The organism is Maricaulis sp. (genome assembly GCF_030149515.1).
Lineage (GTDB): Bacteria > Pseudomonadota > Alphaproteobacteria > Caulobacterales > Maricaulaceae > Maricaulis.
In genome coordinates, this window is sequence record NZ_JASBRI010000022.1 from 296534 (window position 1) to 319104 (window position 22571).

The 22571-nt window shown below is 66.0% G+C and carries 24 protein-coding genes; 7 read left to right on the plus strand and 17 right to left on the minus strand.

All coding sequences use genetic code 11. The annotated features are described in order from the left end of the window. Positions 1–3: 3 nt before the first annotated feature. Positions 4–420 (minus strand): DUF2141 domain-containing protein, encoded by a 417-nt coding sequence (locus Q1U94_RS10310; RefSeq protein WP_300544150.1) that lies wholly within the window; start codon positions 418–420, stop codon positions 4–6. Positions 421–580: 160 nt separating this feature from the next. Between Q1U94_RS10310 and Q1U94_RS10315 the strand changes: the two genes are divergently transcribed. After that, complete coding sequence (locus Q1U94_RS10315) at positions 581–1312, plus strand: LytTR family DNA-binding domain-containing protein (protein ID WP_300544153.1); 732 nt, start codon at positions 581–583, stop codon at positions 1310–1312. Here the strand turns inward: Q1U94_RS10315 and Q1U94_RS10320 are convergent. After that, positions 1266–1889, minus strand: coding sequence for a DUF2306 domain-containing protein (locus Q1U94_RS10320; protein ID WP_300544155.1), 624 nt, complete (start codon positions 1887–1889; stop codon positions 1266–1268). The genes Q1U94_RS10315 and Q1U94_RS10320 overlap by 47 nt on opposite strands. Positions 1890–2050: 161 nt before the next feature. Here Q1U94_RS10320 and Q1U94_RS10325 point away from each other — a divergent pair, with 161 nt between their 5' ends. Then, on the plus strand, positions 2051–2857 hold the full coding sequence (locus Q1U94_RS10325) for a LytTR family DNA-binding domain-containing protein (protein WP_300544158.1): 807 nt from the start codon (positions 2051–2053) through the stop codon (positions 2855–2857). Here the strand turns inward: Q1U94_RS10325 and Q1U94_RS10330 are convergent. Both Q1U94_RS10330 and Q1U94_RS10335 read right to left on the minus strand, forming a co-directional pair. After that, positions 2854–3693, minus strand: coding sequence for a universal stress protein (locus Q1U94_RS10330; RefSeq protein ID WP_300544160.1), 840 nt, complete (start codon positions 3691–3693; stop codon positions 2854–2856). The genes Q1U94_RS10325 and Q1U94_RS10330 overlap by 4 nt on opposite strands. 27 nt (positions 3694–3720) lie before the next feature. Then, the gene (locus Q1U94_RS10335) at positions 3721–4263 is read right to left on the minus strand and encodes a GNAT family N-acetyltransferase (RefSeq protein ID WP_300544162.1); all 543 of its coding nucleotides are present in this window, start codon (positions 4261–4263) and stop codon (positions 3721–3723) included. Between the two features lie 220 nt (positions 4264–4483). Here Q1U94_RS10335 and Q1U94_RS10340 point away from each other — a divergent pair, with 220 nt between their 5' ends. Further along, positions 4484–4999 (plus strand): TspO/MBR family protein, encoded by a 516-nt coding sequence (locus Q1U94_RS10340; protein ID WP_300544164.1) that lies wholly within the window; start codon positions 4484–4486, stop codon positions 4997–4999. Positions 5000–5062: 63 nt separating this feature from the next. Here Q1U94_RS10340 and mdh read toward each other — a convergent pair whose 3' ends face one another. Continuing rightward, on the minus strand, positions 5063–6025 hold the full coding sequence (mdh, locus tag Q1U94_RS10345) for a malate dehydrogenase (protein WP_300544166.1): 963 nt from the start codon (positions 6023–6025) through the stop codon (positions 5063–5065). A 178-nt stretch (positions 6026–6203) separates the two neighbouring features. Here mdh and Q1U94_RS10350 point away from each other — a divergent pair, with 178 nt between their 5' ends. After that, entirely contained in the window at positions 6204–6701 is a 498-nt protein-coding gene (locus Q1U94_RS10350; RefSeq protein ID WP_300544168.1) for a DUF3291 domain-containing protein, read from the plus strand. Here the strand turns inward: Q1U94_RS10350 and Q1U94_RS10355 are convergent, their stop codons facing one another. The 6 genes from Q1U94_RS10355 to Q1U94_RS10380 form a co-directional block, all read right to left on the minus strand. Continuing rightward, a complete protein-coding gene (locus Q1U94_RS10355; RefSeq protein WP_300544170.1) occupies positions 6702–6917 on the minus strand; it encodes a helix-turn-helix transcriptional regulator in 216 nt (71 codons plus the stop codon). Beyond that, positions 6914–7366 carry a hypothetical protein gene (locus tag Q1U94_RS10360; protein WP_300544173.1) on the minus strand — a complete coding sequence of 151 codons (453 nt, stop codon included), beginning with the start codon at positions 7364–7366 and terminating at the stop codon, positions 6914–6916. Before Q1U94_RS10360 ends, Q1U94_RS10355 begins: the two co-directional genes overlap by 4 nt. A 79-nt stretch (positions 7367–7445) precedes the next feature. After that, a complete protein-coding gene (locus Q1U94_RS10365) occupies positions 7446–8123 on the minus strand; it encodes an O-methyltransferase (protein ID WP_300544176.1) in 678 nt (225 codons plus the stop codon). Continuing rightward, positions 8101–9279 carry a cell division protein ZapE gene (zapE, locus tag Q1U94_RS10370; RefSeq protein ID WP_300544179.1) on the minus strand — a complete coding sequence of 393 codons (1179 nt, stop codon included), beginning with the start codon at positions 9277–9279 and terminating at the stop codon, positions 8101–8103. The genes Q1U94_RS10365 and zapE overlap by 23 nt, the downstream gene beginning before the upstream one ends. A gap of 143 nt (positions 9280–9422) precedes the next feature. Then, complete coding sequence (locus tag Q1U94_RS10375; protein ID WP_300544182.1) at positions 9423–9851, minus strand: thioesterase family protein; 429 nt, start codon at positions 9849–9851, stop codon at positions 9423–9425. Further along, a complete protein-coding gene (locus Q1U94_RS10380; RefSeq protein WP_300544185.1) occupies positions 9848–10990 on the minus strand; it encodes an iron-containing alcohol dehydrogenase in 1143 nt (380 codons plus the stop codon). Before Q1U94_RS10380 ends, Q1U94_RS10375 begins: the two co-directional genes overlap by 4 nt. A 262-nt stretch (positions 10991–11252) precedes the next feature. Here Q1U94_RS10380 and Q1U94_RS10385 point away from each other — a divergent pair, with 262 nt between their 5' ends. Further along, the gene (locus tag Q1U94_RS10385; RefSeq protein WP_300544188.1) at positions 11253–11636 is read left to right on the plus strand and encodes a hypothetical protein; all 384 of its coding nucleotides are present in this window, start codon (positions 11253–11255) and stop codon (positions 11634–11636) included. Between the two features lie 63 nt (positions 11637–11699). On the opposite strand, the gene Q1U94_RS10390 is transcribed toward Q1U94_RS10385, so the two are convergent. Continuing rightward, entirely contained in the window at positions 11700–13199 is a 1500-nt protein-coding gene (locus Q1U94_RS10390; protein WP_300544190.1) for a CoA-acylating methylmalonate-semialdehyde dehydrogenase, read from the minus strand. A 229-nt stretch (positions 13200–13428) separates the two neighbouring features. On the opposite strand from Q1U94_RS10390, the gene Q1U94_RS10395 reads away from it, so the two are divergent. Continuing rightward, positions 13429–17022: an autotransporter domain-containing protein gene (locus Q1U94_RS10395; protein WP_300544192.1), complete on the plus strand. Its 3594-nt coding sequence runs from the start codon at positions 13429–13431 to the stop codon at positions 17020–17022. A gap of 103 nt (positions 17023–17125) precedes the next feature. Here the strand turns inward: Q1U94_RS10395 and Q1U94_RS10400 are convergent, their stop codons facing one another. Continuing rightward, a complete protein-coding gene (locus Q1U94_RS10400; RefSeq protein WP_300544194.1) occupies positions 17126–17473 on the minus strand; it encodes a metalloregulator ArsR/SmtB family transcription factor in 348 nt (115 codons plus the stop codon). A gap of 94 nt (positions 17474–17567) precedes the next feature. Then, positions 17568–18233: a hypothetical protein gene (locus Q1U94_RS10405; protein WP_300544196.1), complete on the minus strand. Its 666-nt coding sequence runs from the start codon at positions 18231–18233 to the stop codon at positions 17568–17570. Positions 18234–18378: 145 nt separating this feature from the next. On the opposite strand from Q1U94_RS10405, the gene Q1U94_RS10410 reads away from it, so the two are divergent. Further along, positions 18379–19224, plus strand: a complete 846-nt coding sequence (locus Q1U94_RS10410; protein ID WP_300544198.1) for a 1-acyl-sn-glycerol-3-phosphate acyltransferase — start codon at positions 18379–18381, stop codon at positions 19222–19224. A gap of 335 nt (positions 19225–19559) precedes the next feature. Here the strand turns inward: Q1U94_RS10410 and Q1U94_RS10415 are convergent, their stop codons facing one another. The 3 genes from Q1U94_RS10415 to sdhA are packed head-to-tail and all read right to left on the minus strand — an operon-like array spanning position 19560 to position 22569. Next, complete coding sequence (locus Q1U94_RS10415; RefSeq protein ID WP_300544201.1) at positions 19560–20339, minus strand: succinate dehydrogenase iron-sulfur subunit; 780 nt, start codon at positions 20337–20339, stop codon at positions 19560–19562. Between the two features lie 13 nt (positions 20340–20352). Continuing rightward, positions 20353–20778, minus strand: coding sequence for a DUF3052 domain-containing protein (locus tag Q1U94_RS10420; protein WP_300544203.1), 426 nt, complete (start codon positions 20776–20778; stop codon positions 20353–20355). A gap of 3 nt (positions 20779–20781) precedes the next feature. Further along, positions 20782–22569 (minus strand): succinate dehydrogenase flavoprotein subunit, encoded by a 1788-nt coding sequence (gene sdhA, locus Q1U94_RS10425; RefSeq protein WP_300544205.1) that lies wholly within the window; start codon positions 22567–22569, stop codon positions 20782–20784. Positions 22570–22571 lie beyond the last annotated feature (2 nt).

The following is a 22571-nucleotide window of genomic DNA, read 5'->3' on the forward strand; positions in this document are numbered from 1 at the left end:
TCCTCAGCGGAAGCTCATTGCATGGGCGTTCTCGCCGGCGTCCACAGCAAAGGACGCGTCCGGCCAGGCCGCCGGCCCGAACCGGCCCATGGCATTGTTGGAAAAGGCGAAAGGCTCGCTGGGAATACCCATAAGATTGGTGTCCAGCTGGCCGTCATCGTCGACGTCGTGATACATCTTGATGCCGTAGCGCCCGGCCGGCAGCGGACCGAATTCGATCTCGGCGACATCGCCGGTTACCGCCACACGGCGGCCGTCGATCGCGGTCTCGCCGTCCCAGCCCTCGGCGGAATCGTAGAGGCCGACAACGAGATGGCCGGAGCCGATTTCGATACCGTCGACCGTGACGGTGATGGATGCCGTGCCATCGGCCATGGCCGAGGACAGGACCGCAGAAAGGATGAAAGCAGGCAGGATCATGGACCATTGTCTCCATTCGAACGCCGGAACAAGGCCGGCCGGGAAGGCCCGAAGACATCCACGCTGCCGCACCGCCGGGAAACACCGATTGCGTAAACGGGCTGCCGGGCTTCGCGAATTGCGCTAGGTGTTCGTTCGCGCTTCGTGAACGACAAGGCCCATGACGCTGCAGACCCTCAGATCCCTGGCCCCCAATACGGCCGCCGTCCTGGCCCTGGGCACTTTCCTGTCGATCCTCGGTCCGTACGACACGCACGATCTCGGCCTGCCCTGGGTGTGGCTCTACTGGACGGGGCTCATGGCGCTGGGCTGGGTGTCCGGCGTCATGTTCACGGCACTGCTGGCGCGCATCGTGCCGGACTGGCCGCGCACCGCAGTCGGGCTCGCCCTGTCGATCCTGGTGTCCCTGCCGGTGGCGACCGCGGTGATATCGATCCAGGCGGCTGTCGGCAGCACCCTCAGCCTGGCGGATCTGCCGCTGACCTTCTTCCTTGTCTGGGTGATCTCGGCCGGTGTCGTGACGGTGGCGATGCTGGCTGAACGGACCGGCGGTCCCGGCAGAACGGAGACCCGCGCCGGACCGGCACTGACGGAAAAACTGCCGCCCCGCCTGCGGCGGGTCCCCTTGCTCGCGCTGCAGGCCGAGGACCACTATCTGCGGGTCCACACAGCGGCCGGGGATTGCCTGGTCCTCATGCGGCTGCGCGATGCCATCGCCGCTGTCGGGGCGCTGGACGGCGCCCGCACGCACCGGTCCTGGTGGGTCGCCCGCGAGGCCGTGGACCAGGTGTCCCGCGGCGACGGCCGGGCCACGCTGACCCTGAAAAACGGCGTGGAAGCCCCGGTCAGCCGGACCTATGCGCCGAAGCTGCGCGAAGCCGGCTGGTATTGAGCCAGATCTCGGCGATCAGCAGGTGCGGCACCCAGGCCAGGAAGCTGACAATCTCATAGGTGGTCTGGAAGCTGAGACCGGACGCGATCAGCAGGGGCATTTCCACCCGCAGCGCCAGCGCCCCAAAGGTGAGCGCGACGCTGCGCACCATCCAGCGGCGATGGGACGGGAAATCGCGCTTCAAGGCCGCCCGCACACCCAATCCGGTAACGCCCAGCCAGATTACGGCCAGACTGCCGAACCCGGCCTGGACGACCGGTCCCCACAGCGAGCCGGCGGCCAGGGCCAGGCCGCTCAGCCCGCCGGTCGCGACCGCAACGGCATAGAGACGGCCTAGCAAACGGTGCAGGCCCGGACGCGCAGCCCGCAGGGGGCCGTGCAATTGCCAGGGCCCCGCCAGCAACGCCAGCGATGCCGACCCGGCATGCAGGCCCAGAAGGGTTGGGCCGAAACCATTGCGCAGGGGCTCGAAGCCGGACGGCGCCATCCCCGGCATCCAGTACCAGGCGGAATAGACGGCCACGCCCGTACACAGAATGCAAAGCGCGGCGAAGGCCACTACGCGGCTCACTTTCATGACGGCATCTCCCGAATCCGGTGTGCCATCCGGTTAGCGGCCCGCTGCGCCTGACGGGTGGAGAAATTCGCCGTATGCAGCCGTCCCCGCGCCAGTGCCGTTCGCGCGACGCAGGCCGTACGGCTTTGACACCGCGCGCGAGCCCCGGCATAGGCAAAGCCATGCCGATCCAAGCCCCGCACCGACCCGGGCGCGACACCTGGCCCGCCGAGATCGCCGTCCTGACAGGACTGGGCGTCTTCTTCGCCCTGGCCGGACTGTTCGACACGGACCGCGCGCCGCTGGCGCTCAGCCTGATCTACTGGTGCGGGCTGATGGTGGCCGGCGGCAGCATCCTGATCGCGGTCGACACCGCCCTGGGACGGTTTGCCCCGCGCCCGCTGGCCGAGGGATGGACGGGGTTTGCCGGGCTCGTGCTGATCGCCGGAACCCTGCAGACCGGGGTGGTGGCGTTTTTCGAAGTCGCGCTGATGAACCATCCGCCACAGCTGCAGGACATTCCCTATCTCTGGCCACCGGTATTGCTGGTCATGCTCGTCGCCGCAGCGGCGATGCGCGTGTTCCGGACCGTGTTGCGCCTGCGCCGGCAATCGCCCGGGGAAGCTGGCAGCCATGTCCGCGTGCCGGCACTGCTGGCCGAACGCATGGCGCCCGGACTGCGCCGCTCGCCCCTGATCGCGCTGTCGGCGGAGGATCATTATGTCCGGGTCCATACGCGGGCGGGTTCGGCCCTGGTGCTGATCCGGTTCGGCGATGCGCTGAAACTGGTCGGCCAGCAGCCGGGCCACAAGGTGCACCGGTCCTGGTGGGTCGCTACCGACGCCATCGACACGGCCGCCTACAGCCGCGGCCGCGGCGAGATCCGGCTGTCGACCGGCCTGACCGTTCCGGTCAGCCGCAGTTATGCCGAAACGCTGCGCGGCGCCGGTATCCTGCCCCGGCGCGGCGCGGCGTCCAGCTCGTCCTAGTGCACCATCAAGATGGCGAAACCGGTATCCTTGAGCAGGGCCGTGGTCTCGTCGCGGCCGAGCGCATACTGCCAGCCCGGCGCGCCGAAACCGCCCATTACGACGAGATCGGCCGCGTCATCCCGAGCGGTTTCAACCAGCGCGCGCGCAATACTGCGCCCCGACGCATCGACGGTCTCCGTGGCGGCGGCAACACCATGCCGGTCGAGATAGTTCGCAAGACGGCCCAGCCGGGCTGAATCGTCGTCGTGAAGGCCTGCATGCACGGCCTTGACGCTATCCGCGGCGGCCAGCAGCGGCAGGGCGCCCGACACGGCGCGGGCCGCCTCCAGCGAGCCGTCCCAGGCGATCATGATCCGCTTGAAACCGGCATCCGCGGCCCGGTCGGGCGGCAGCAGCAATACAGGCCGGCCAGCCTCGCAAGCGGCGGTCTTGATGGCACTCAGCTGGCTGGGCGCGCTGCGGCCGCGGGGCAGGGCCATGACCACGAGGTCGCTGAGGCGCCCTTCCGCCGCCATCGCCTGATGGGGTAATCCGACATATTCGCTCAACCGGCCGAAATGCTCCGCCGGGGCGTCGTCGCCCACCCGCTCGAACGCCCGGTGCGCACGCAGGCTGGCTTCCGACGCCGCATCGTCCAGTGCCTCCAGCACGGCCTCCATGCCATAGGTCGAGAAGGCATCTCCCATGAAATCGCCGCCGCTGGCGGCATTGCGGCGCACGAACAGGGCGTCCAGCCGGCCCGCCTGGGTCTCTGCGATGGCCAGGGCCTGGCGCAACAGGGCCTCGTCGTCGTCCGAGCCGCTGATCACGGTGAGTATGCGGCGAAATGCCATTGCGAAAACTCCCAGTTGCCGTTGTGATCAGCCAGGGGCGGCGCGCCGGGCGCGCCATTCCGACGCCGTCTGTCCCCACAGGTCCACGGTGATCCCGAAACCGGCCACCTCGACATCGCGGCCCAGATCGCGCGAGCCCAGCTTGGCCGCCACGGCCTGGCTGGGCGTATTCTCCTCATGGATGAGATGCACCACATCCGGCCAGCCCAGCGTGTCGAACGCCCAGTCCATGCAGGCCGTGGCCGCCTCGGTGGCAAACCCCTTGCGCCAGGTCGAACGGTTCATCGACCAGCCGATTTCCGGCTGCGGCCAGCCATGCGGATACCAGGGTCCGACCCGGCCGATCCACTGGCCCGAACCCTTCTCGATCACGCTGAAAAAGCCATAGCCGCGCAGGGCCCAGTGGCCGACAATGCCGCACAGGCCGCGCCAGACATGGGCGGGTTCCTGCACGCCGCCGATAAAGCGCGCGGTCTCCTCGTCGCCCATCAGCTCGCACAGGGGTTCGAAATCCGATATTTCGGGCTGGCGCAAAATGAGACGGTCGGTCTCGAGTACAGTCTGGGTCATGAGCGGATTCGGCGCAGGGGCGGGCGGTGCGTCAAGTATATTCCGGTGTGCTGAATACACGCATTCTTTATGACCGGCCACGGCGCCACATTGTCGCGCCACCACGCTAACCTCGCCAGGAAGTAATAATTTCGCTGCCGGGACGGAAGCCGGCGGCCGGTGGCGTGAGTTTTGCAGCCAGCCCCTTTTCGGGGGAGTGGCTGGAGTGAGTTGAGTCGGCATGGGCGAGAAGCACCAAGGTCCGGGCGTAGTAACCCTGCTGGTCTATCTGATCGGCGTCGCCAGCCTTGCCGGCGGTCTCTCCGGCTGGGTGCATGCCTCCGGTTCCTATGCCTGGCTGGAGGGGCTGAACGCCCCGAACTGGACGCCCAGTTTTGCGCTCCTGAACCTGGTCGGCCTGTTCATTCCGGTTTTCGCCATCATCAGCGTGTGGATCGTCCAGCGCTCCGGACGTGACGGCACCCGGCTTCTGGCCAGCCTCCTGACCGGCCTCCTGCTGGCCGGGATGACGACGCAGATCGTCGTCTTCTTCGCCACGCGTGACGTCACGCTGGGCTTCCTTATCGCCATCGCGATGTGGCTCTACGCCCTGTTCGCCGCCAATCTGGCCGGCCGGTCGTCGAAACCGGCGGGCGTGCTGCTCTGGGTGCCGTTCGGCTGGCACACCTTCCTGCTCGTACTGGGTTTCGAGCTGATGCGCCTGAACAACGGCACCACTTTCGCCGGCGGGCTGTAGCCCAAACAAAGCCGCCGGCCCAGCGGACCGACGGCTTCAGGTCTTCGGGCTGTGTGGCGCGGTCTACGCCAGCGCCGGCTCCAGCCCCTTGCAGGCCTCGACCAGTCCCTTCACGGCGTCCACCGAATGGTCGAACATTTCCTGCTCGTCCCTGTTGAGCGAGATCTCGACGATTTTCTCCACGCCATTGGCCCCGATCACGATCGGCACACCGACATAAAGGCCGTCGACACCGAATTCGCCGGTCAGATGCGCGGCGCACGGCAGGATCCGCTTCTTGTCGTTGAGATAGGACACGGCCATGTCGATGGCGCTTTCCGCCGGCGCATAGAAAGCCGAGCCCGTGCCGAGCAGGGAGACGATCTCGCCGCCGCCCTTGCGGGTGCGGTCGACGATGGCGTCCATCTTCTCCCGGGTCGACCAGCCCATCTCGATCATGTCGGGCACGGGAATGCCGGCGACGGTGGAATAGCGCAGAAGCGGCACCATCGTGTCGCCATGCCCGCCCATCACGAAGGCCGTCACGTCTTCCACGGAGACACCGAACTCCTCGGCGAGGAACCAGCGGAAGCGGGCCGAGTCGAGCACGCCCGCCATGCCGACCACCTTGTTGTGCGGCAGGCCGGAAAACTCGCGCAGCGCCCACACCATGGCGTCCAGCGGATTGGTGATGCAGATCACGAAGGCGTTCGGGGCGTATTTCGCGATGCCTTCGCCAACCGCCTTCATCACTTTCAGATTGATGCCCAGAAGATCGTCGCGGCTCATACCCGGCTTGCGCGGCACGCCGGCCGTGACGATGCAGACATCGGCACCCTCGATCGCGGCGTAGTCGTCCGTGCCGGCCAGCGCGCTGTCCTTGCCGAAGACCGGGCTCGCCTCGGCGATGTCCAGCGCCTTGCCCTTGGCCACGCCCTCGGCAATGTCGAACAGGACGACATCGCCCAGTTCCTCGCGGGCCGCCACGTGGGCGAGCGTGCCGCCGATCATGCCGGATCCGATGAGCGCAATCTTGTTTCGGGCCATGGGAGGACTCCTCTGTCGGGATTTTTCAAAGAACTTGCGCAGCGGTCTAGCGCTGCGGAGCGGCTTCGGCAAGGCGGCGAAGGCGCCGCGGTCGCGTGCCGAAGCGGGAAAAGCGGAGCCATGGTATTGCCGGAGACGGTCCGGCTTCCTAACTGGGCTCAGAACCGGAGGCTGATGCATGAGCCAGCGCGACTTTCACCTCGCCCAGATCAATATCGCCCGCACCCGTTTCGACATTGACGATCCGCGCTTCCAGACCTTCATCGACCTCCTGGCCCCGGTCAATGCGGTGGCCGAGCGGATGCCGGGCTTTGTCTGGCGGCTGACCGACGAAACCGGGGACGGTGCCGTCGGTGTGCCCGGCTTCGACGATCCGCGCATCATCATCAATATGAGTGTATGGACGGACGAAGAGGCCTTGTTCGCCTTCGCCTACAAGACCGCCCATACCAAGGTGATGAGCCGCCGTGCGGAGTGGTTCGAACCGCTGGCCCGCACCCATCTCGCCCTGTGGTGGATACCCGCCGGGCATATTCCCGACGTCGCCGAGGGCCGCGCCCGCCTGGAGCGGATCGATCGCGACGGGCCGACGCCCTCTGCCTTCGGCTTTGCCGATCTGCACGATCCGCACGGCGCGCCGATCGGTCCCGGCCTGCCCCAGGCCGAACGGGTTTGATCATTCCACCGGCAGGGTGAACACCTCTTCCACCGGCACGTCCAGCGCCCGGGCGAGTTTCAGGGCGAGAATGGCGGACGGGACGAACACCCGGTTTTCCACCGTATTGATCGTCTTGCGCGTCACGCCCACCCTTTCCGCCAGTTGCGCCTGGGTCAGCCCGTGGCGGGCGCGCAACTCGCGCAGCCGGTTTTCCAGGGCGACGAGATCGCTCACGCTTCACCCTCGGACGCCCGGCCCATCGCCAGAAAGGCGAAGAGCGGCGTGCACACGCCCACGACGACAAGAACACGCAGGCTCGGTTCGGCGGGCAGTTGCGCCAGCTGCGCCACGGCGAACAGGGCGGCAATCGCCAGCATCAGACCGCCATAGCCGATCTGGATCGCCTTGCGCTTGTGGTGCTGGAACAGCTCGTCCTCGATCACCGCCTGGCTGCGCGTTTTTGTCACCCGGCCTGCATAGACCAGAAACAGCACCGTCGCGGCGACCCAGCCCAGCGCGCCGGCCAGCTCGGCCACCGTCAGGACGCCCTCGGGCAAGGCCGGCGCGGCCAGCCATTGCATCGCATCCCGGTAGAGGCTGACGCCTTGCCAGACGAGAAAGGTCGTGGCCGCCAGCGCCAGACAGCGATCCCTGGACCGAACCAGCCTGTCGATATCATCCATGCCCTGTCTCCTTAGGTAACTTCAAGGTGGCATGGTACGTATAGGTGACTTGGTGTACCGTCAAGGTTACATTTTGGCGCTAACGCTTCACGGCCAGCAGGATGCCGTCGCCGATCGCAGTGAAGGCCGAATGCACCCGGTCGTCGTCCCGCACCGTCTCCGCCAGCGCCTTGAGGGCCGCCGTGTCTGCATCGGCGGCCACTTTCGCCGGATCGGCGACGGAGCCGTTCCAGAGCACATTGTCGAATAGGATCAGCCCGCCGGGCCTGAGCAAATCCAGCCCCGCCTCGAAATAGGCCTCATAGCCCGTCTTGTCGGCGTCGACGAACATCATGTCGGCCGTCCCGCCGATCTCGCCGGCCAGCCCGGCCAGGGTTTCACGGGCATCGCCGATGCGCAGCTCGATCAGCCCGTCCACGCCCGCCTCGGCCCAATAGCGCCGGGCCGGAGCGGTATAGTCTTCGGAACTGTCGCAACCATAAAGCCGGGCCGCCCCGCCATGCATGTCCTGCATCGCCAGTGCCGTGACCAACGCCGAATAGCCCGTGAACACCCCGACCTCCACGGCCGTCCTCGCATTCACCAGGCGCGCGCAGAGCTGCAGGAAGGCGCCCTGTTCCGGCGAGATCTGCATGCGCGAGATTTCGCCCATCGCATCGGTCTCCTCGCGGCAGCGGGCCAGCACCGGGTGTTCCGGCGGATTGGCATTGCGCACATAGGCGGTGAGCGTGTCGTCAAGACCGATCGATCGGGACATGGGGATCTTCCTCGCAGGCTTGTTCCGCCGCCGCTTCCCGGTGATGGGCGGCGAGGTAGTCGTGGGTGCGCATTTCCATCAGGCGCGAGGCGGTGCGTTCGAATTCGAAGGCTCCGTCGCCGGCCGGGTAGAGCTCGCCAGGCTCGGCATCGGCACTCATCACCAGCTTGGTCCTGGCCTCGTAGAGCGCGTCGATCAGGGTGACGAACCGCCTGGCTTCATTGCGCTTGTCCGGTGACAGGCGCGGGACGCTGTCCAGCAGTACGGTGTGGAAGCGCTCCGCAACGGCCAGGTAATCGGCCGCACCCAGGGGACGGGCACACAATTCGGGAAAGGTAAAGCGCGCCACCCCCGCCACTTCGCGCTCGACCACGAGCCGGCGGCCATTGACCTCCAGCGTGCAGTGCTGGGGCGCCGCCCCCGAGGTCAGCCTTTCCCAGGCCAGGTCCATGGCATGGCCGGCGTCCGCCCCCAGCGGGGCGTAGTAGACCGGCGCCGCCTCGAGCTGGCGCAGCCGGTGATCCACTCCGCCATCCAGTTCCATCACATCCAGCCGTGCTTTCAGGAGGTCGATGAACGGCAGGAAGAGCTGGCGGTTGATTCCGTCGCGATAGAGATCGTCGGGAAAGCGGTTCGACGTCGCCACCACGACCACGCCTTCGGCAAACAAGTGTTCGAACAGGCGGCCCAGGATCATTGCATCGGCGATGTCGGTGACCTGGAATTCGTCGAAGGCCAGGAGCCGGGCTTCGCCCGCCAGCGCCCGCGCCACCGGCGGGATCGGATCGTCGCCCGCCCCTTTCACATGTTCGGGACGGCGGCGGCGCTCCCCCCTGGACAGGCCGCGCCAGGCATTGATGCGGGCATGGGCGTCCTGCATGAATTCGTGGAAATGCGCCCGGCGGCGCTTTTCCACCGGCGCCGTTTCGACAAAAAGGTCCATCAGCATGGACTTGCCGCGGCCCACCCCGCCCCAGAGGTAGAGACCCTTTGGCGGCGGTTTCGGCTTTGTGAACAGTGGCTTGTGGCCCGGCTTCCAGGTCTTCAGGCGCACCGACAGATCGGTCAGCGCCTGCGCCGCCCGTTCCTGGTCAGCATCGTCGTTCAGGGTCCCCGCGGCGACACGCTGGCGCCACAACTCGATCGGCGTGGTCATGGGTTCAAGGCTTGGGTGCTGCGCCCGCCAAGGTCAATGGCAAAGCACGCCACTATCCCGCCGGCCACAGCCGCACGACAGCCAGCGCGCCCAGAACCAGTGTCGCCAGGCCGCCCACCCACAGCCAGACCGGTTTTTGCACGTCACGCATGAATGGCCTCCAGCGCCGTTCGCAGGGTCCGGGGCAAGCCTACAGGCCGGCGGCTCCCGCGGTCGACATAGACATGCACGAAATGACCCTGGGCGGCAGGGACATCTTCGCCCTGCCTGAACAGGCCGATCTCATAGGTCACCGAGGAGGTGCCGATCCGCGCCACGCGCACCCCCGCCTCGACGGTTTCCGGATAGGCCAGGGCGGCGAAGTAGTTGCAGCCGGTTTCCACCACGAGGCCGACAACGGCCCCGTCATGGATATCCAGACCGGCCTCCTCGATCAGGAAGGAATTCACGGCGGTATCGAAAAAGCCGTAATAGGCGGCATTGTTGACATGGCCATAGATGTCATTGTCGGCCCAGCGCGTGGGCAGCAACCGGAAACGCCTGTAGGCGTCGCGGGCACGTTTCTCGATCACAGCACCGCCTCATAGCAGGCCTTGGCGGCATCCAGCGTCATTTCCCGGGGATTGTTGACCAGAAGCCGGGTCACCTTCATCGCATCCTCGGCCAGTTTGGGCAGATCGTTGTGACTGACTCCGACCTGGCTTAGCCGGGTCTCGATCTTCACCGCGTCGGCAATGCGTTCCATCTCGTCGATCAGCGCGGCAGCACCGGGATTGGCCAGGCCGATATGGGCCGAGAGTTCAGCATAGTGCGGTTCGGCGGCCTCGGCATTATAGCGCAGCACCGGCGGCAGCATCAGCGAGTTGGACAGGCCGTGCGGTACATGGAAAATCCCGCCCAGCGGATAGGCCAGCGCGTGCACGGCACCCACCGGCGCGTTGGCGAAGGCCTGCCCGGCCAGAAGCGCGCCCAGCAGCATGTCCTCGCGCGCCAGCGCGTCACGGCCGTCGGTGCAGGCGCGTTCGATGGCGCCGTGCAGCTTCTTCAGGCCCGCCAGCGCGAGCGCGTCGGAGATCGGGTTCTTGTGGATTTTCGACGTATAGGCCTCGATCGCATGCACCATGGCATCGATACCGGTGGCGGCTGTGACAGCACGCGGCAGGCCGTAGGTCAGCTCGGCGTCCAGAACCGCGATATCGCCATAGAGCACCGGATCGTTCACGCCCATTTTCGAGGTCTCGCCGACCGTCACGACGGAGATCGGCGTCACTTCCGATCCGGTTCCCGCCGTGGTCGGGATGAGGATCAGCGGCAGGCGGGCGCCCCGGACCCGGTCGACACCATACATGTCCGCAAGCGGCTGATCGGTGCCCAGCAGCAGGGCCACCAGCTTGGCCGTATCCATGGACGAACCGCCGCCGAAACCGATCACCAGTTCGGCCCCGAACTGACGCGCCTCCTCGACCGCTGCCAGCACCATGTCCTCCGGCGGATCGGCGACGACACTGTCATTGACCGCCACCGCCAGGCCGGCCGCCTCAAGCCCGGCAATGGCACCGTCCAGCAGGCCGAGGCCGCGCACGCCCGTATCCGTGACGATAAATATCCGCCGCCGCGACCCGATCAGCGGTGCGGCGATATCCGCCAGCCGGTTCGCCGATCCCGGTCCGGCATGGATATGGGGAACGGTGCGAAAATCGTACTCGGCCATGACGCGGCAATTCCCGATTACAGTTAACGGTACGGCATCCATGTTCCATGGTCGGACTGCAGCGCGCGCTTGGCAAGCGCCGGGTGCGGAAAATCCGGCTAGCACACTGAATTCACTGATACGCCCGATTGCCTTGCAAAACAGGTTTCAACGGGTAGGCGAGACCTGATGAGGGATTCATTTTCAAATACTGGTGAACGCCGTTCGACGCGCCTAGCTTTCGCGCACAAACAACAACAAAACTGTGTATGGGTGTTCGAGTATGGCGGTCAGGGTCGACCTCGCCGAAGGCGGTCGCTTTATCGAGATTCTGTCGGAAGGCCACATCACCCGGCGAGAAGCCGGCTGGGCTACAGAGCGTACGTGCGAACTCCTGCGCACGCATGACGTCGCCGGCATCCTGGCGGACAGCCGCGGCGCGGAACGGCAGGTCTCCCCCCTGCTTTCGGGCGAACTGATCGAGAATTTCCTGTTTGCTGTCGGCCGCGCCGTTCCCACTGCCTACGTCCTGCCCGAAAGCTGGAGCGAGGAGTACACCGCCCGTGTACGCGAACAGGTGACGGAATGGTCGCAAAACGCCCGTTATTTCAGCAGTATCGAGACTGCCCGGGACTGGCTGATCGCCTCCGCCGGAGCCCGCGCCTGACACCGCCTTGCCTGACCAAGGCCATTACCCCCGGCGCCCGCGAGCGCCGGGGGCTTTTTTTGGCTAGTTCATCGTCGGGATGACAAAGGCCTGATCGCCGATATCGCCGGTGGGCCAGCGCTGGGTCACCGTCTTGATCTTGGTAAAGAAGCGGATGCCGTCGGTGCCGTACTGGTTGGTGTCGGTGAAGGCCGACCGCTTCCAGCCGCCGAAGGAATGATAGGCCACAGGTACCGGGATCGGCACATTGATGCCGACCATGCCGACCTGGACCTTCTTGGCAAATTCGCGCGCGGCCAGCCCGTTGCGGGTAAAAATGGCCACGCCGTTACCGTACTGGTGCTCGGACGGCAGGTGCGCTGCCTCGTCGAGACTGCCGGCGCGCACAACCTGCAGCACCGGGCCGAAGATTTCTTCCTGGTAGGACCGCATCTCCGGTTTGACATTGTCGAACAGGCTCGGCCCGATGAAGAAACCGTTCTCGTGGCCCTGCAGGGAGAAGCCGCGGCCGTCGAGCAGCAGGTCGGCGCCTTCGTCGACGCCGGCCTGGATCCAGTTCTCGATCGATGTGCGGTGTGCGGCGGAGACGACCGGGCCGTAATGGGCATCCGCATCCGTGGAGATGCCGACGCGCAGCTTGGCCGCTTCCTCTTTCATGCGGCCGACGAATTCATCGGCGGTGTCCTTGCCGACCGGCACGGCCACGGGCAGCGCCATGCAACGCTCGCCGGCCGAGCCGAAGGCGGCGCCGAGGAAGTCGTTGACCACCTGGTCCATGTCGGCGTCGGGCATGATGATGCCGTGGTTCTTGGCCCCGCCCATGGCCTGGAAACGCTTGCCGGTCTGGGCGCAGGTCGAGGCGATGTAGTGGGCGATATTGGACGACCCCACGAAGGAGACGGCCTTGATGTCGTCATTGTGCAGAAGGGCGTCGACGGCGGTCTTGTCGCCATGGATCACCTGCAGCACACCTTCGGGCAGGCCGGCCTCGATCATCAGCTCGGCCAGGCGGACCGGCACAGACGGGTCCTTCTCCGAGGGTTTCAGGATCATGGCATTGCCGGTCGCCAGCGCCATGCCCATGAACCACATCGGGATCATGGCCGGGAAATTGAACGGGGAAATGCCCGCCACCACGCCCAGCGGCTGGCGCATGGAATAGACATCGATGCCCGTGCCGGCGCTTTCGGTATACTCGCCCTTCATCAGGTGCGGCACGCCCATGGCGAACTCGATCACTTCCAGGCCGCGGATCAGATCGCCCTTGGCGTCGGCGATCACCTTGCCGTGCTCGGAGGAGAGGAGATGGGCCAGCTCGTCCATCTCGGCCTCGACGAGCGCCTTGTATTTCATCAGCACGCGGGCACGGCGCTGGGGGTTCATCGCCGCCCATTCCGGTTGCGCCTCGCTGGCCCGGGCCACCGCCTGTGCGACCTCTTCGGGAGTGGCGAACTGGACGCGCGCCTGAACCTCGCCGGTGTTCGGATTGAACACGTCGCCGAACTGGCCCGAAGACCCGGCAAAGGTCTTGCCGTCGATGAAATGATGGATCTCGCGCGTCATGATCATGCTCCCGGTGGATGGTTCCGGCGGTCTGGCGCCGCCTGTCTCGCGGGTGACTTAGTATGCGCGGACCGGGCTGTCGAGCGCCCGGCCGGTGTGGGAAGTGTGCAACGCTGATATTCGCTCGCTCCCGGCGGCTGCAGAACAACTATCCGTTGAGGCCGAGTTGTGGTTTTCTTGCCGAACCAGGAAACGGGCGAAACCGCCTGGTTTGCGATTGAGGGGTAAAATGACACACGCAAATCCGAACCCGCGCTCGTGGCGCAAGGCCTTGTCCACGACCGCATCCGCCGTTGCGCTCGCCGTGGCCGGCGCGGCGACAGCCATCACGCCGGCCGGGGCGATTCCCTACCGGGACGATGTCGGCGATGGCGGTTCCCAGGCCTTCGCCGCCGGCTGGGATGGCGTGGTTCAGATTTTCATGTGGGACCAGGCCTCCGGCAGCATCTTCTTCAACTGCACCGGTTCGATGGTGAATGCGCGCACGGTTCTCACCGCGGCCCACTGCCTGAATTCGCGCAGCTCGGAAGACTATGGTTTCGGCGGCAGCACCGTTCCGATCATCGCCTACGGCCCGGACACTTTCGTACCGCTGTTCAACTGGATCGGCACCGACCGGCAATTCGTCGACGATCTTAACGGCCTGACCTTCGGCATCGATGCCATCGTGCATCCGGACGGCGCGATCGACGGGTTTCCCTTCCCGGCCGCCGACGTGGCCATGATCGCCACGCTCGATCCGCTCTATACGCTGCCCACCTATTCCATGCTGTTCAGCCCCATCCCCAGCGACGTGTTCGAACAGGGCGTCCTGGTCAACCAGATCGGCTACGGCACCTTCCATGCCGGCTCTACCGACGCCGGCAGCATCAATGGCAAGCGCCGCGCCGGCGAAAACATGCTGGGTCTTCTGGCCTCGCAGAGCGATTTCTTCCAGGCACTGGCCCAGAACGAAGGCGCGGGATCGCCCGCACCGTCCGACAACCAGCTGCTCTACTGGACCGATTTCGACCTGCCGGACCGGACGGGCGAATGCACGCGCGGCGCCGATCCGCTCTTCGCCCTGCCCAACAGCATTTCCTGCGACGACTGGGACGGTTCCTCCGGCGTCTTCATGGATGGCGACACGGTCATCCTGCCCGGGCCGAGCATCGACTATTTCCCGGGCGATGCCCTGCCCAACGAAGTGGCAACGGCCGGCGGCGATTCCGGCGGTCCGCTGATGGCGATGAACATCCACGACCAGCCGCTGATCCTCGGCGTGCTGTCGGGCGGTTTCATCCCTGGCTTCTTCCACGCTGCGGGCCAGTCCTATGGCGAAGTGAGCTATTACAACCCGCTGTTCACGGTTCATGACTTCATTTCCGAGAACAACCCCTACAAGTATGTCTCGGCGGTCGCCGGGAACGGCGTCTGGAGCGATCCGGAGCACTGGGTCCAGACGATGGATCCGAACTATTTCATCTATGATGGCGGGGAGATCGTGAACGGCCTGCCGGACACGCCGGCCGAAGGCCTGGACGGCCGCCGTCCGACCGAAGGGGTGGTTTTCGACACGCCGGTCGGCGAGTACGATACCGGCGACGATGCTGCTTCCGCGGAAGCACCCGGCTTCTCGGCGACGGGCGATATCGCCAGCCGCAACCCGGCGCAGGCCGCCAGCAACGACAAGGCCGAAGCCGTCCTCGTGATGGATGACGCGTCCGCTCCGGCCCAGGCGGCTACTGGCGGCAAGACCGCCACGCCGGTTATGGATACCGGCCCGGCCACGACCGATCTGACAGCATCCGGCGTCGTCGCCGACGCGTCGGGCCAGCTGGCCGATGCGGGCCGGTCCGATCCGCTGGCCCAGTCGGGTTCCGCGGCGAGCCTGGGCGTTGCGTCCGGGCCGGGCTCGACCGGCTTCGTACCCAACAACACGTTCGGCGCGATCGGCACGGCCTTCGCCAATCCGGCCCAGTTCTTCGAGGTCACGCTCGATGCCGCCGGCACGACCACGCTGGATATGCATGTCGAGATCGACAAGCTGAACATCCGCGGTGCCGGTGCGGCGCTCGACATCGCCAGCGACTGGTCGCTGTTCAGCAATATCAATGTCGAGGTGTTCGACGGATCGCTGAATGTGGACGGCCTCCTCGGCTCACGCGAACTCGTCCTGTGGGGCGGGGAGCTGACAGGGTCCGGCGACATTCTCCTGTTCGAGCCCAACCTGCTTTTCGGCAATGGCCTCTACCAGCCCGGTACGCTGTTCAACATCGCCGGCACAGTGAACCCCGGCTCCAGCGCCGGAACGGGCACGCTGACGCTCGACGGCGATTATGTGCAGGCGTCCGCCGGCCGGTTGCTGATCGAGTATGACGATGCGGGGAGCGACCACCTTCTGGTGTTCGGCAATGCCTCGCTCGCCGGCGCCGTCGGATTCATGCCGCTGGGCGGGGCGCTGCCCCGCTATGGCGACAGCGGCACCTTCCTGACCGTTGCAGGAACCACGGTGGGCACGTTCGACACGGTACTCGACATGCCCGGCGTGCTGACCCCGGTGGTCACCTATTCGGCCGGTCAGGCCTCGTTCCGGCTGGACGCCCTGCCCTTCGCGACGCAGGCGACCTTCACCAATTTCTTCCAGGTCAATCTGGCCGACGCGCTCGACGATGCCCGGGACACCGACTATGCAGCCCTGGCCGACATCTACGGTCCGCTCGACCTGCTCGCCGGCGACGATCTGTCTCTGGCCCTGGACTCGATGTCGCCCTACGAGGCGGTGATGTTCGACCGTACCGCGCGGTTGCACGTCAACGCCCTCAACTCGGCCCTGATGGGCCAGCTGGGCGGCCGCTTCGGCGCCGGCGCCACGGATCTCAGCATGGCGCTGGCCTCGGCCGAGCGGCATGCCAACGGCCTCGCCGATACCCAGTCTATGGGCGGCGCGAAATCGCTGTTCCGCAATGTGTTCAGCGGCGGCGATGACAGCGCCGGCGGCGCGGACAACGGTTTCCGCCTGTTCGGCGATATCGGCATGATCCACGGCACCGCAGCGCTGATCTACGGTACCGACCGGGCCGACGTGCAGGGCCATTTCACCCTGCTCGGCTTCGAAGCCGGCCTGGCCCCGGGATGGTCCGGTGGCCTGGCGGTCGGTTTCGCCGATTCCGAAGCTGACGGCCCTGCCTCGCTGGGCCGTATTTCCGCCGACTCGCAAACCTCGCAGATCTCGGCCTTCGCCAGCTATCGCGGGGAGCGCCTGAGCCTGTCGGGCCATATCAATATGGCGGACCTGGAAAGCGACGCCCAGCGCGAGGTCAATCTGGGCGGCCTGACCACCGCGTCCGGTGCCGACCTGGCCGGTGACAGCATCGGCGGCGGTATCGTGCTCGACTATCTCGCCACCGCCCCGGATGCCGGCTTCCGCCTGATTCCGACGGCCAGCCTGGAGTTCGCCTCCTTCGACTTCGATGCGGTCGAGACCGTCGGCGGCAGCGCCGGTCTCGACATCGCGGCGCGGGACGTGGAGAGCGTGATTGCCCGGCTCGGAGCCACGCTGGACTTCGACGCCGGCAATTGGCGGCCGATGATCTATGTCGGTGTCGCCCAGGAAATGGGCGATGGCGGCGAGAGCTACAATGCGGCCTTCAGCGATGCCCCGTCGGTCACCTTCGGTGCGGCCGGCGATATCTCGCTGGACACGATGTGGATCGAGACCGGCCTGGGCGTCGAACGCAGCTACGGGAACGGCTCGACGCTGTCGCTCTCCGTGCAGACGGAAATCGACCGCGACTATCTGGAACGCGAAACCGCGACCGTATCCTACGCACTGCCCTTCTAGCGGCAGCATCTGGCACAGGGAAACGCCCGGTCCTTCTCGGCCGGGCGTTTTTCGTTGCGCTCGGCGCCGGTTGCGGACACGGCGCACGCGGGACCGGACGTGTCTAGGAGGCCTGCATGAGGGCCGCGGCATTCGCCGCATCCTCGTCGGTCCCGGTCAGCTCCGGGCGTGCATGACAGCAATCGTCGACCAGATAGCGCACCAGGCGGCGTGTGCCCTCCGGGTTGAGCGAGTACAGCATGAAGCGCGACCGGCGCTCCGCCTTGATCAGGCCGGCGCGTTCCAATGTCTGCAGATGACCGGTCATGGTCGAGGGCGGGATATCGAAACCCTGCGCCAGTTCGCCCGCCGAGGCCCGTTGCGGCGCCTGGTTGCACAGGGTGCGGAACAGGGCGAGGCGAACGGGATGCGACAGTGCGGCAAATCCGGAAATGGCGTCACGTGCGGTCATGCAGCCGGGGTAGTGCGCAACCGTGACCGCTGGATACAAGTTCAGTGAAAGTTTTGCGACAACCCATATCAACGATTGAGCGAATCGCCTTCGCTCAACCCGTGGCGCGGGCCTTGTTCCGGGGCCGGCGCGGAAACAGGCGCCGGACGATGGCCGCGATCGGCCCGCGCCGGACACCGCGCGGACGGCGGCCGGGACGCCCCGCCGCGGAAAGGGTCTGCAGTGTCCGGACATTGTCGGCGTCGGACGCCTTGCGGAACACGGCGGCGTCGCCGCACATGCGTTCCTGCAGTACCCAAGCCTCGTCCATTATCAACGCGTCCGCCAGACGGGCAGCCGCGCCATGATCGGCGCCCAGCAGAACCAGAATGCCCCCCTCGCGCATCGAGGAGGAGACGTGGCGCCAGTTCGCCGCCATGGCCGGGAAACCGGTTTCGGGGCCGAAGATCGCCACATCGATGGGCCGCTCATGCCCGTCGGTGCGGGCCGCCAGGCCGCCGCGCAGCGCATCGGCCGGTATCGCCCGCCTGTCGCATACGGCCTGCAGGGCCTCGATCGCCGAGACCGGCGCGACGATCTCGTGACGGGCACCGCGTTGCAGGCAGACCGCCCCAAGATCGCTGGCGCCGATCTGCAGCGTGCGGTCGCCGGGGCGGACGACGAGGCCGAGATAGTCGGCGATCACATCGTCCTGGACGCGCGTGCGGCGCGTTGTCAGCTTGCGGATTTCGCCGGCGGGCAGTGCGGTCGTGGCGGTCATGGCGTGTCCCGTTCGTGAACAAGGGGTTAATCCATGCCACCGCCGTCGCAAGCGGCGGGCCAATTCGTAAATTATGCGGTAACCATACAGGCCGCATCCGCGTTTTCCGATTGCGCGGCAGACGGTTCGGCGCTTGTTTGGCGTCATGACCGAAACGCCCGAACCGGGCCTCGATCGGGCCCGGCACATCGTCGATGCGCTGATCGAGGAACGCGCCCCGAAACTGATCGGAACACCGCTCTGGCCGCTGATCCGGGCGATCGGCTATCCCATGCTGGGGTATCGCCGGGCCGTGGCGATGGCCGATTCGATCGGAGCGCTGAGCGGAACGGACTGTCTCGACTGGGCATCGAACTATCTCGACCTTACGGTCGATGCCGAAGGCCTCGACCATGTGCCCGCAACCGGCGCCTGCGTGGTCGTGGCCAATCATCCCGGCGGTATTGCCGACGGGCTGGCCCTGTGGGACGCGCTGAAGACGCGCCGGCCGGACCTGGTCTATTTCGCCAATGCCGATGCGCTGCGCGTCTGTCCGGGGCTGGAAGAGCGGGTCATCCCGGTGGAATGGCGCGATTACCAGCGTTCGCGCACGCAGAGCCGGGACCTTCTACGCCGGGCCATGACCGCCTTCAGGGAGGAGCGCTGCCTTGTGATCTTCCCCTCCGGACGCATGTCGGAATGGAGCTGGAAGCAATGGGGCCTGAAGGAACGGCCCTGGCACCCCACCGCGATCAGCCTGGCCCGCAAGTTCGACGCCCCGGTCATCCCCCTCGCCGTACGCCAGCGCATGCCCTTCCTCTACTACGCCCTAGCCCAGATCAGCGAGGAGCTGAAGGACATGACCGTCTTCCAGGGCCTGATCGACAAGCGCCGCTCGAAATACCGCCTTAAATACGGCCGCCCCATGACGATCGGCAAGGATGACGGCACGGACGCCGAGGTCACGCAGATGTTCCGCGGGATCTGCGAGCGGGTGGCCTGGGGAAAATAGGCGCAAGTCCCAGAATTGCGACTTTTGATTGCATTTGTGCTAGCCTGTCCGCTCTCGATTTGGGAGCGGAAGTAGCAGCGCCGGGCCAGCGGCGCACCCGGGGAGGATAGGCCACCCCGGCTGTGGCGACAGCCTCGCTCTCGAACCGGAGGTGGTGAGATGTGGATTTTTCCGCTTTTCGTCACCCTGGACATGAAAAAGACCCGGACCACCTGGCAAGTACGGTTCCGGGTCTTCATCATGATCTAGGAAAGAGGGCGGGCCGGAAGGCTCGTCCTCACTCCGGGAGATAATCTAGTCGCTCGCGACCGAGAATGCCAGAGGCAGCAGGAAACCTACCCTTCCCGCTCGGCCATCATCTGCTTGATCTCGCCGATCGCCTTGGCCGGGTTGAGACCTTTCGGGCAGACCTGGGTGCAGTTCATGATCGTGTGGCAGCGATAGAGTTTGAACGGGTCGTTCAGATCGTCGAGGCGCTCGCCCTTGGCTTCGTCGCGGCTGTCGGCAAGCCAGCGATAGGCCTGCAGCAGCGCGGCCGGCCCCATGTACTTGTCGCCATTCCACCAATAGGACGGGCAGGCCGTCGAGCAGGACGCGCACATGATGCACTCGTAGGACCCGTCCAGTTTTTCCCGGTCTTCCGGGCTCTGCCGCCATTCCTTCTCGGGCGCCGGCGTGTCGGTCTTGAGATAGGGCTTCACCGCGGCGTGCTGGGCATAGAACTGCGTCAGATCCGGGATCAGGTCCTTCACCACCGGCTGGTGCGGCAGCGGGGAAATGGTGATCGTGCCCTTGTATTCGTCGATACCCGAGGTGCAGGCGATGGTGTTGCGCCCGCCGATATTCATCGAGCAGGACCCGCACACGCCCTCGCGGCAGGAGCGGCGGAAGGCCAGCGAGGCATCGACATTGTTCTTGATCCAGATCAGGGCGTCGAGGACCATCGGCCCGCAATCGTCCATGTCGACCTTGTAGGTATCCCAGGTCGGATTGCCGCCTTCTTCCGGATTGTAGCGGTAGATGCGGAAGGTGCGCGTATTCTCCGCCCCGTCCGGCTTGGGATGGGTCTTGCCCTTCTTGGGCTGGGAACCGCGGGGAAGTGTCAGCTGAACCATTTCGGGTCCTCGTTCAGTTCACGGCGCGCTTGTCGCGCGGAATCATCAGTTTCAGGCCCGACCAGACATCATCGACGGCACAGACCTTCACATCGACCAGATCGATCGGCAGGGCGACCTCGCGAATAACGTCCTCGGTCATGTCGATCGGCACTCTCGACGCCTTCTTGGGCCAGGAAACCCAGATCATGCCGGCCGGGTGGATCGCGGCCCGCAGGCGCGGCAGGTCGGTCTCGAAGTCCGCGCGCACCTTGGTGAAGTAGTGCACGAAATCGAGTGCGTCGCCGGGTTCGGCCGTCTCCTGGGCGCTGGTGAACACCGCGGCCGAGCGCAGGTCGTCAAGTTCCGCCGGCAAGCCGAGAAACGCCACCGCCTGCCCGTCCTTCAGACCGAGCTTCCTGGGCAGGGGCGTCCCCGAATATCCGGCGGTTGCGGCCATCGATCAGTACACCCGGGCCTTCGGTTCGATATACGCGATATCGTTCGACATCGTGTAGGTGTGCACCGGGCGGTAGTCGATCTTCACATTGCCGGCCTCGTCGCACCAGGCGAGGGTGTGCTTCATCCATTCCTTGTCGTCGCGATCCGGGAAGTCTTCGCGGGCATGGGCGCCGCGGCTTTCCTCGCGGTTGGCCGCGCCGTTCACCGTCACGGCGGCCTGGGAGAGGAGATTGTCCAGTTCCAGGGTTTCCATGAGATCGGTATTCCAGATCATGGTGCGGTCGGTCACGGCGATGTCCGGCATGCCGGAATAGACCTGTTTGATCGCCTCGACGCCCTCGTTCAGCACCTCGCCGGTGCGGAAGACGGCGCAGTTGTTCTGCATCGAGCGCTGCATCTCCAGGCGCAGCTTCGCCGTCGGCGTGCCGCCGGAAGCGTTGCGGTACTTGTCCAGGCGGTCCAGCGTATTCTGGCCGTCCGTGGCCTTCAGCTCGGGCTGGCCGGCTCCGGGCTTCACCGTTTCGCCCACGCGCAGGCCGGCCGCCCGGCCGAATACCACCAGGTCGATCAGCGAGTTGGAGCCCAGGCGGTTGGCGCCGTGCACCGAGACGCAGGCAGCTTCGCCGACAGCCATCAGACCGGGCACGACCGCATCGGGATCGTCGCCCACCTTGGTGAGGACCTCGCCGTGATAGTTCGTCGGGATGCCGCCCATATTGTAGTGCACGGTCGGCAGGACCGAGATCGGCTGCTTGGTGACATCCACCCCGGCGAAAATGCGCGCCGATTCCGAGATCCCCGGCAGGCGCTCGGCCAAGATATCCGGGTCCAGGTGATCGAGGTGAAGGTGGATGTGGTCCTTGCCTGCGCCCACACCGCGGCCCTCGCGAATCTCCATCGTCATCGAGCGCGAGACCACGTCGCGCGAGGCCAGGTCCTTGGCCGACGGCGCATAGCGTTCCATGAAACGCTCACCCTCGGAATTGGTGAGATAGCCGCCCTCGCCGCGTGCGCCCTCGGTGATCAGGCAGCCGGCGCCGTAGATGCCGGTCGGGTGGAATTGCACGAATTCCATGTCCTGCAGCGGCAGGCCGGCGCGCAGCACCATGGCGTTCCCGTCGCCCGTGCAGGTGTGCGCCGAAGTGGCGGAGAAATAGGCGCGGCCATAACCGCCCGTCGCCAGGATCACGGTCTGGGCGCGAAAACGGTGCAGCGTTCCATCATCCAGCTTCCAGGCGGTGATGCCGCGGCAGGCGCCGTCCTCGTCCATGATCAGGTCGAGGGCGAAATACTCGATGAAGAATTCCGTCTCGTTGCGCACGGACTGGCCGTAGAGCGTGTGCAGGATGGCGTGGCCGGTCCGGTCGGCGGCCGCACAGGTGCGCTGCACCGGGCCTTCGCCGTAATTGCGGGTCATGCCGCCGAAGGCGCGCTGATAGATCTTGCCGTCCTCGGTGCGCGAGAAGGGCACGCCCCAATGCTCGAGCTCGTACACGGCGGCCGGAGCATTGCGGCAGAGATATTCGATGGAGTCCTGGTCGCCCAGCCAGTCCGACCCTTTCACGGTGTCGTACATATGCCAGCGCCAGTCGTCCTCGCCCATGTTTCCGAGCGAGGCGGAAATCCCGCCCTGCGCCGCCACGGTGTGCGAGCGTGTCGGGAAGACCTTGGTGATGCAGGCGGTTTTAAGACCGGCTTGCGAGGCACCGAGTGCGGCACGGAGGCCCGAGCCGCCGGCGCCGACAACGACCACGTCATAGGTGTGATCGATCCAAGTGTATTCGGCCATCG

What these genes read in the sequence shown, in the direction of transcription:
- Q1U94_RS10380 (WP_300544185.1), bottom strand. Translation starts at nt 10,990, where the DNA reads ATGGCCGAGTACGATTTTCGCACCGTTCCCCATATCCATGCCGGACCG.
- Q1U94_RS10390 (WP_300544190.1), bottom strand. Translation starts at nt 13,199, where the DNA reads ATGACGCGCGAGATCCATCATTTCATCGACGGCAAGACCTTTGCCGGG.
- Q1U94_RS10350 (WP_300544168.1), top strand. Translation starts at nt 6,204, where the DNA reads ATGAGCCAGCGCGACTTTCACCTCGCCCAGATCAATATCGCCCGCACC.
- Q1U94_RS10330 (WP_300544160.1), bottom strand. Translation starts at nt 3,693, where the DNA reads ATGGCATTTCGCCGCATACTCACCGTGATCAGCGGCTCGGACGACGAC.
- Q1U94_RS10320 (WP_300544155.1), bottom strand. Translation starts at nt 1,889, where the DNA reads ATGAAAGTGAGCCGCGTAGTGGCCTTCGCCGCGCTTTGCATTCTGTGT.
- Q1U94_RS10420 (WP_300544203.1), bottom strand. Translation starts at nt 20,778, where the DNA reads ATGGCCGCAACCGCCGGATATTCGGGGACGCCCCTGCCCAGGAAGCTC.
- Q1U94_RS10410 (WP_300544198.1), top strand. Translation starts at nt 18,379, where the DNA reads ATGACCGAAACGCCCGAACCGGGCCTCGATCGGGCCCGGCACATCGTC.
- sdhA (WP_300544205.1), bottom strand. Translation starts at nt 22,569, where the DNA reads ATGGCCGAATACACTTGGATCGATCACACCTATGACGTGGTCGTTGTC.
- Q1U94_RS10415 (WP_300544201.1), bottom strand. Translation starts at nt 20,339, where the DNA reads ATGGTTCAGCTGACACTTCCCCGCGGTTCCCAGCCCAAGAAGGGCAAG.
- zapE (WP_300544179.1), bottom strand. Translation starts at nt 9,279, where the DNA reads ATGACCACGCCGATCGAGTTGTGGCGCCAGCGTGTCGCCGCGGGGACC.
- Q1U94_RS10335 (WP_300544162.1), bottom strand. Translation starts at nt 4,263, where the DNA reads ATGACCCAGACTGTACTCGAGACCGACCGTCTCATTTTGCGCCAGCCC.
- Q1U94_RS10365 (WP_300544176.1), bottom strand. Translation starts at nt 8,123, where the DNA reads ATGTCCCGATCGATCGGTCTTGACGACACGCTCACCGCCTATGTGCGC.
- Q1U94_RS10360 (WP_300544173.1), bottom strand. Translation starts at nt 7,366, where the DNA reads ATGGATGATATCGACAGGCTGGTTCGGTCCAGGGATCGCTGTCTGGCG.
- Q1U94_RS10315 (WP_300544153.1), top strand. Translation starts at nt 581, where the DNA reads ATGACGCTGCAGACCCTCAGATCCCTGGCCCCCAATACGGCCGCCGTC.
- mdh (WP_300544166.1), bottom strand. Translation starts at nt 6,025, where the DNA reads ATGGCCCGAAACAAGATTGCGCTCATCGGATCCGGCATGATCGGCGGC.
- Q1U94_RS10310 (WP_300544150.1), bottom strand. Translation starts at nt 420, where the DNA reads ATGATCCTGCCTGCTTTCATCCTTTCTGCGGTCCTGTCCTCGGCCATG.
- Q1U94_RS10385 (WP_300544188.1), top strand. Translation starts at nt 11,253, where the DNA reads ATGGCGGTCAGGGTCGACCTCGCCGAAGGCGGTCGCTTTATCGAGATT.
- Q1U94_RS10400 (WP_300544194.1), bottom strand. Translation starts at nt 17,473, where the DNA reads ATGACCGCACGTGACGCCATTTCCGGATTTGCCGCACTGTCGCATCCC.
- Q1U94_RS10325 (WP_300544158.1), top strand. Translation starts at nt 2,051, where the DNA reads ATGCCGATCCAAGCCCCGCACCGACCCGGGCGCGACACCTGGCCCGCC.
- Q1U94_RS10405 (WP_300544196.1), bottom strand. Translation starts at nt 18,233, where the DNA reads ATGACCGCCACGACCGCACTGCCCGCCGGCGAAATCCGCAAGCTGACA.
- Q1U94_RS10340 (WP_300544164.1), top strand. Translation starts at nt 4,484, where the DNA reads ATGGGCGAGAAGCACCAAGGTCCGGGCGTAGTAACCCTGCTGGTCTAT.
- Q1U94_RS10395 (WP_300544192.1), top strand. Translation starts at nt 13,429, where the DNA reads ATGACACACGCAAATCCGAACCCGCGCTCGTGGCGCAAGGCCTTGTCC.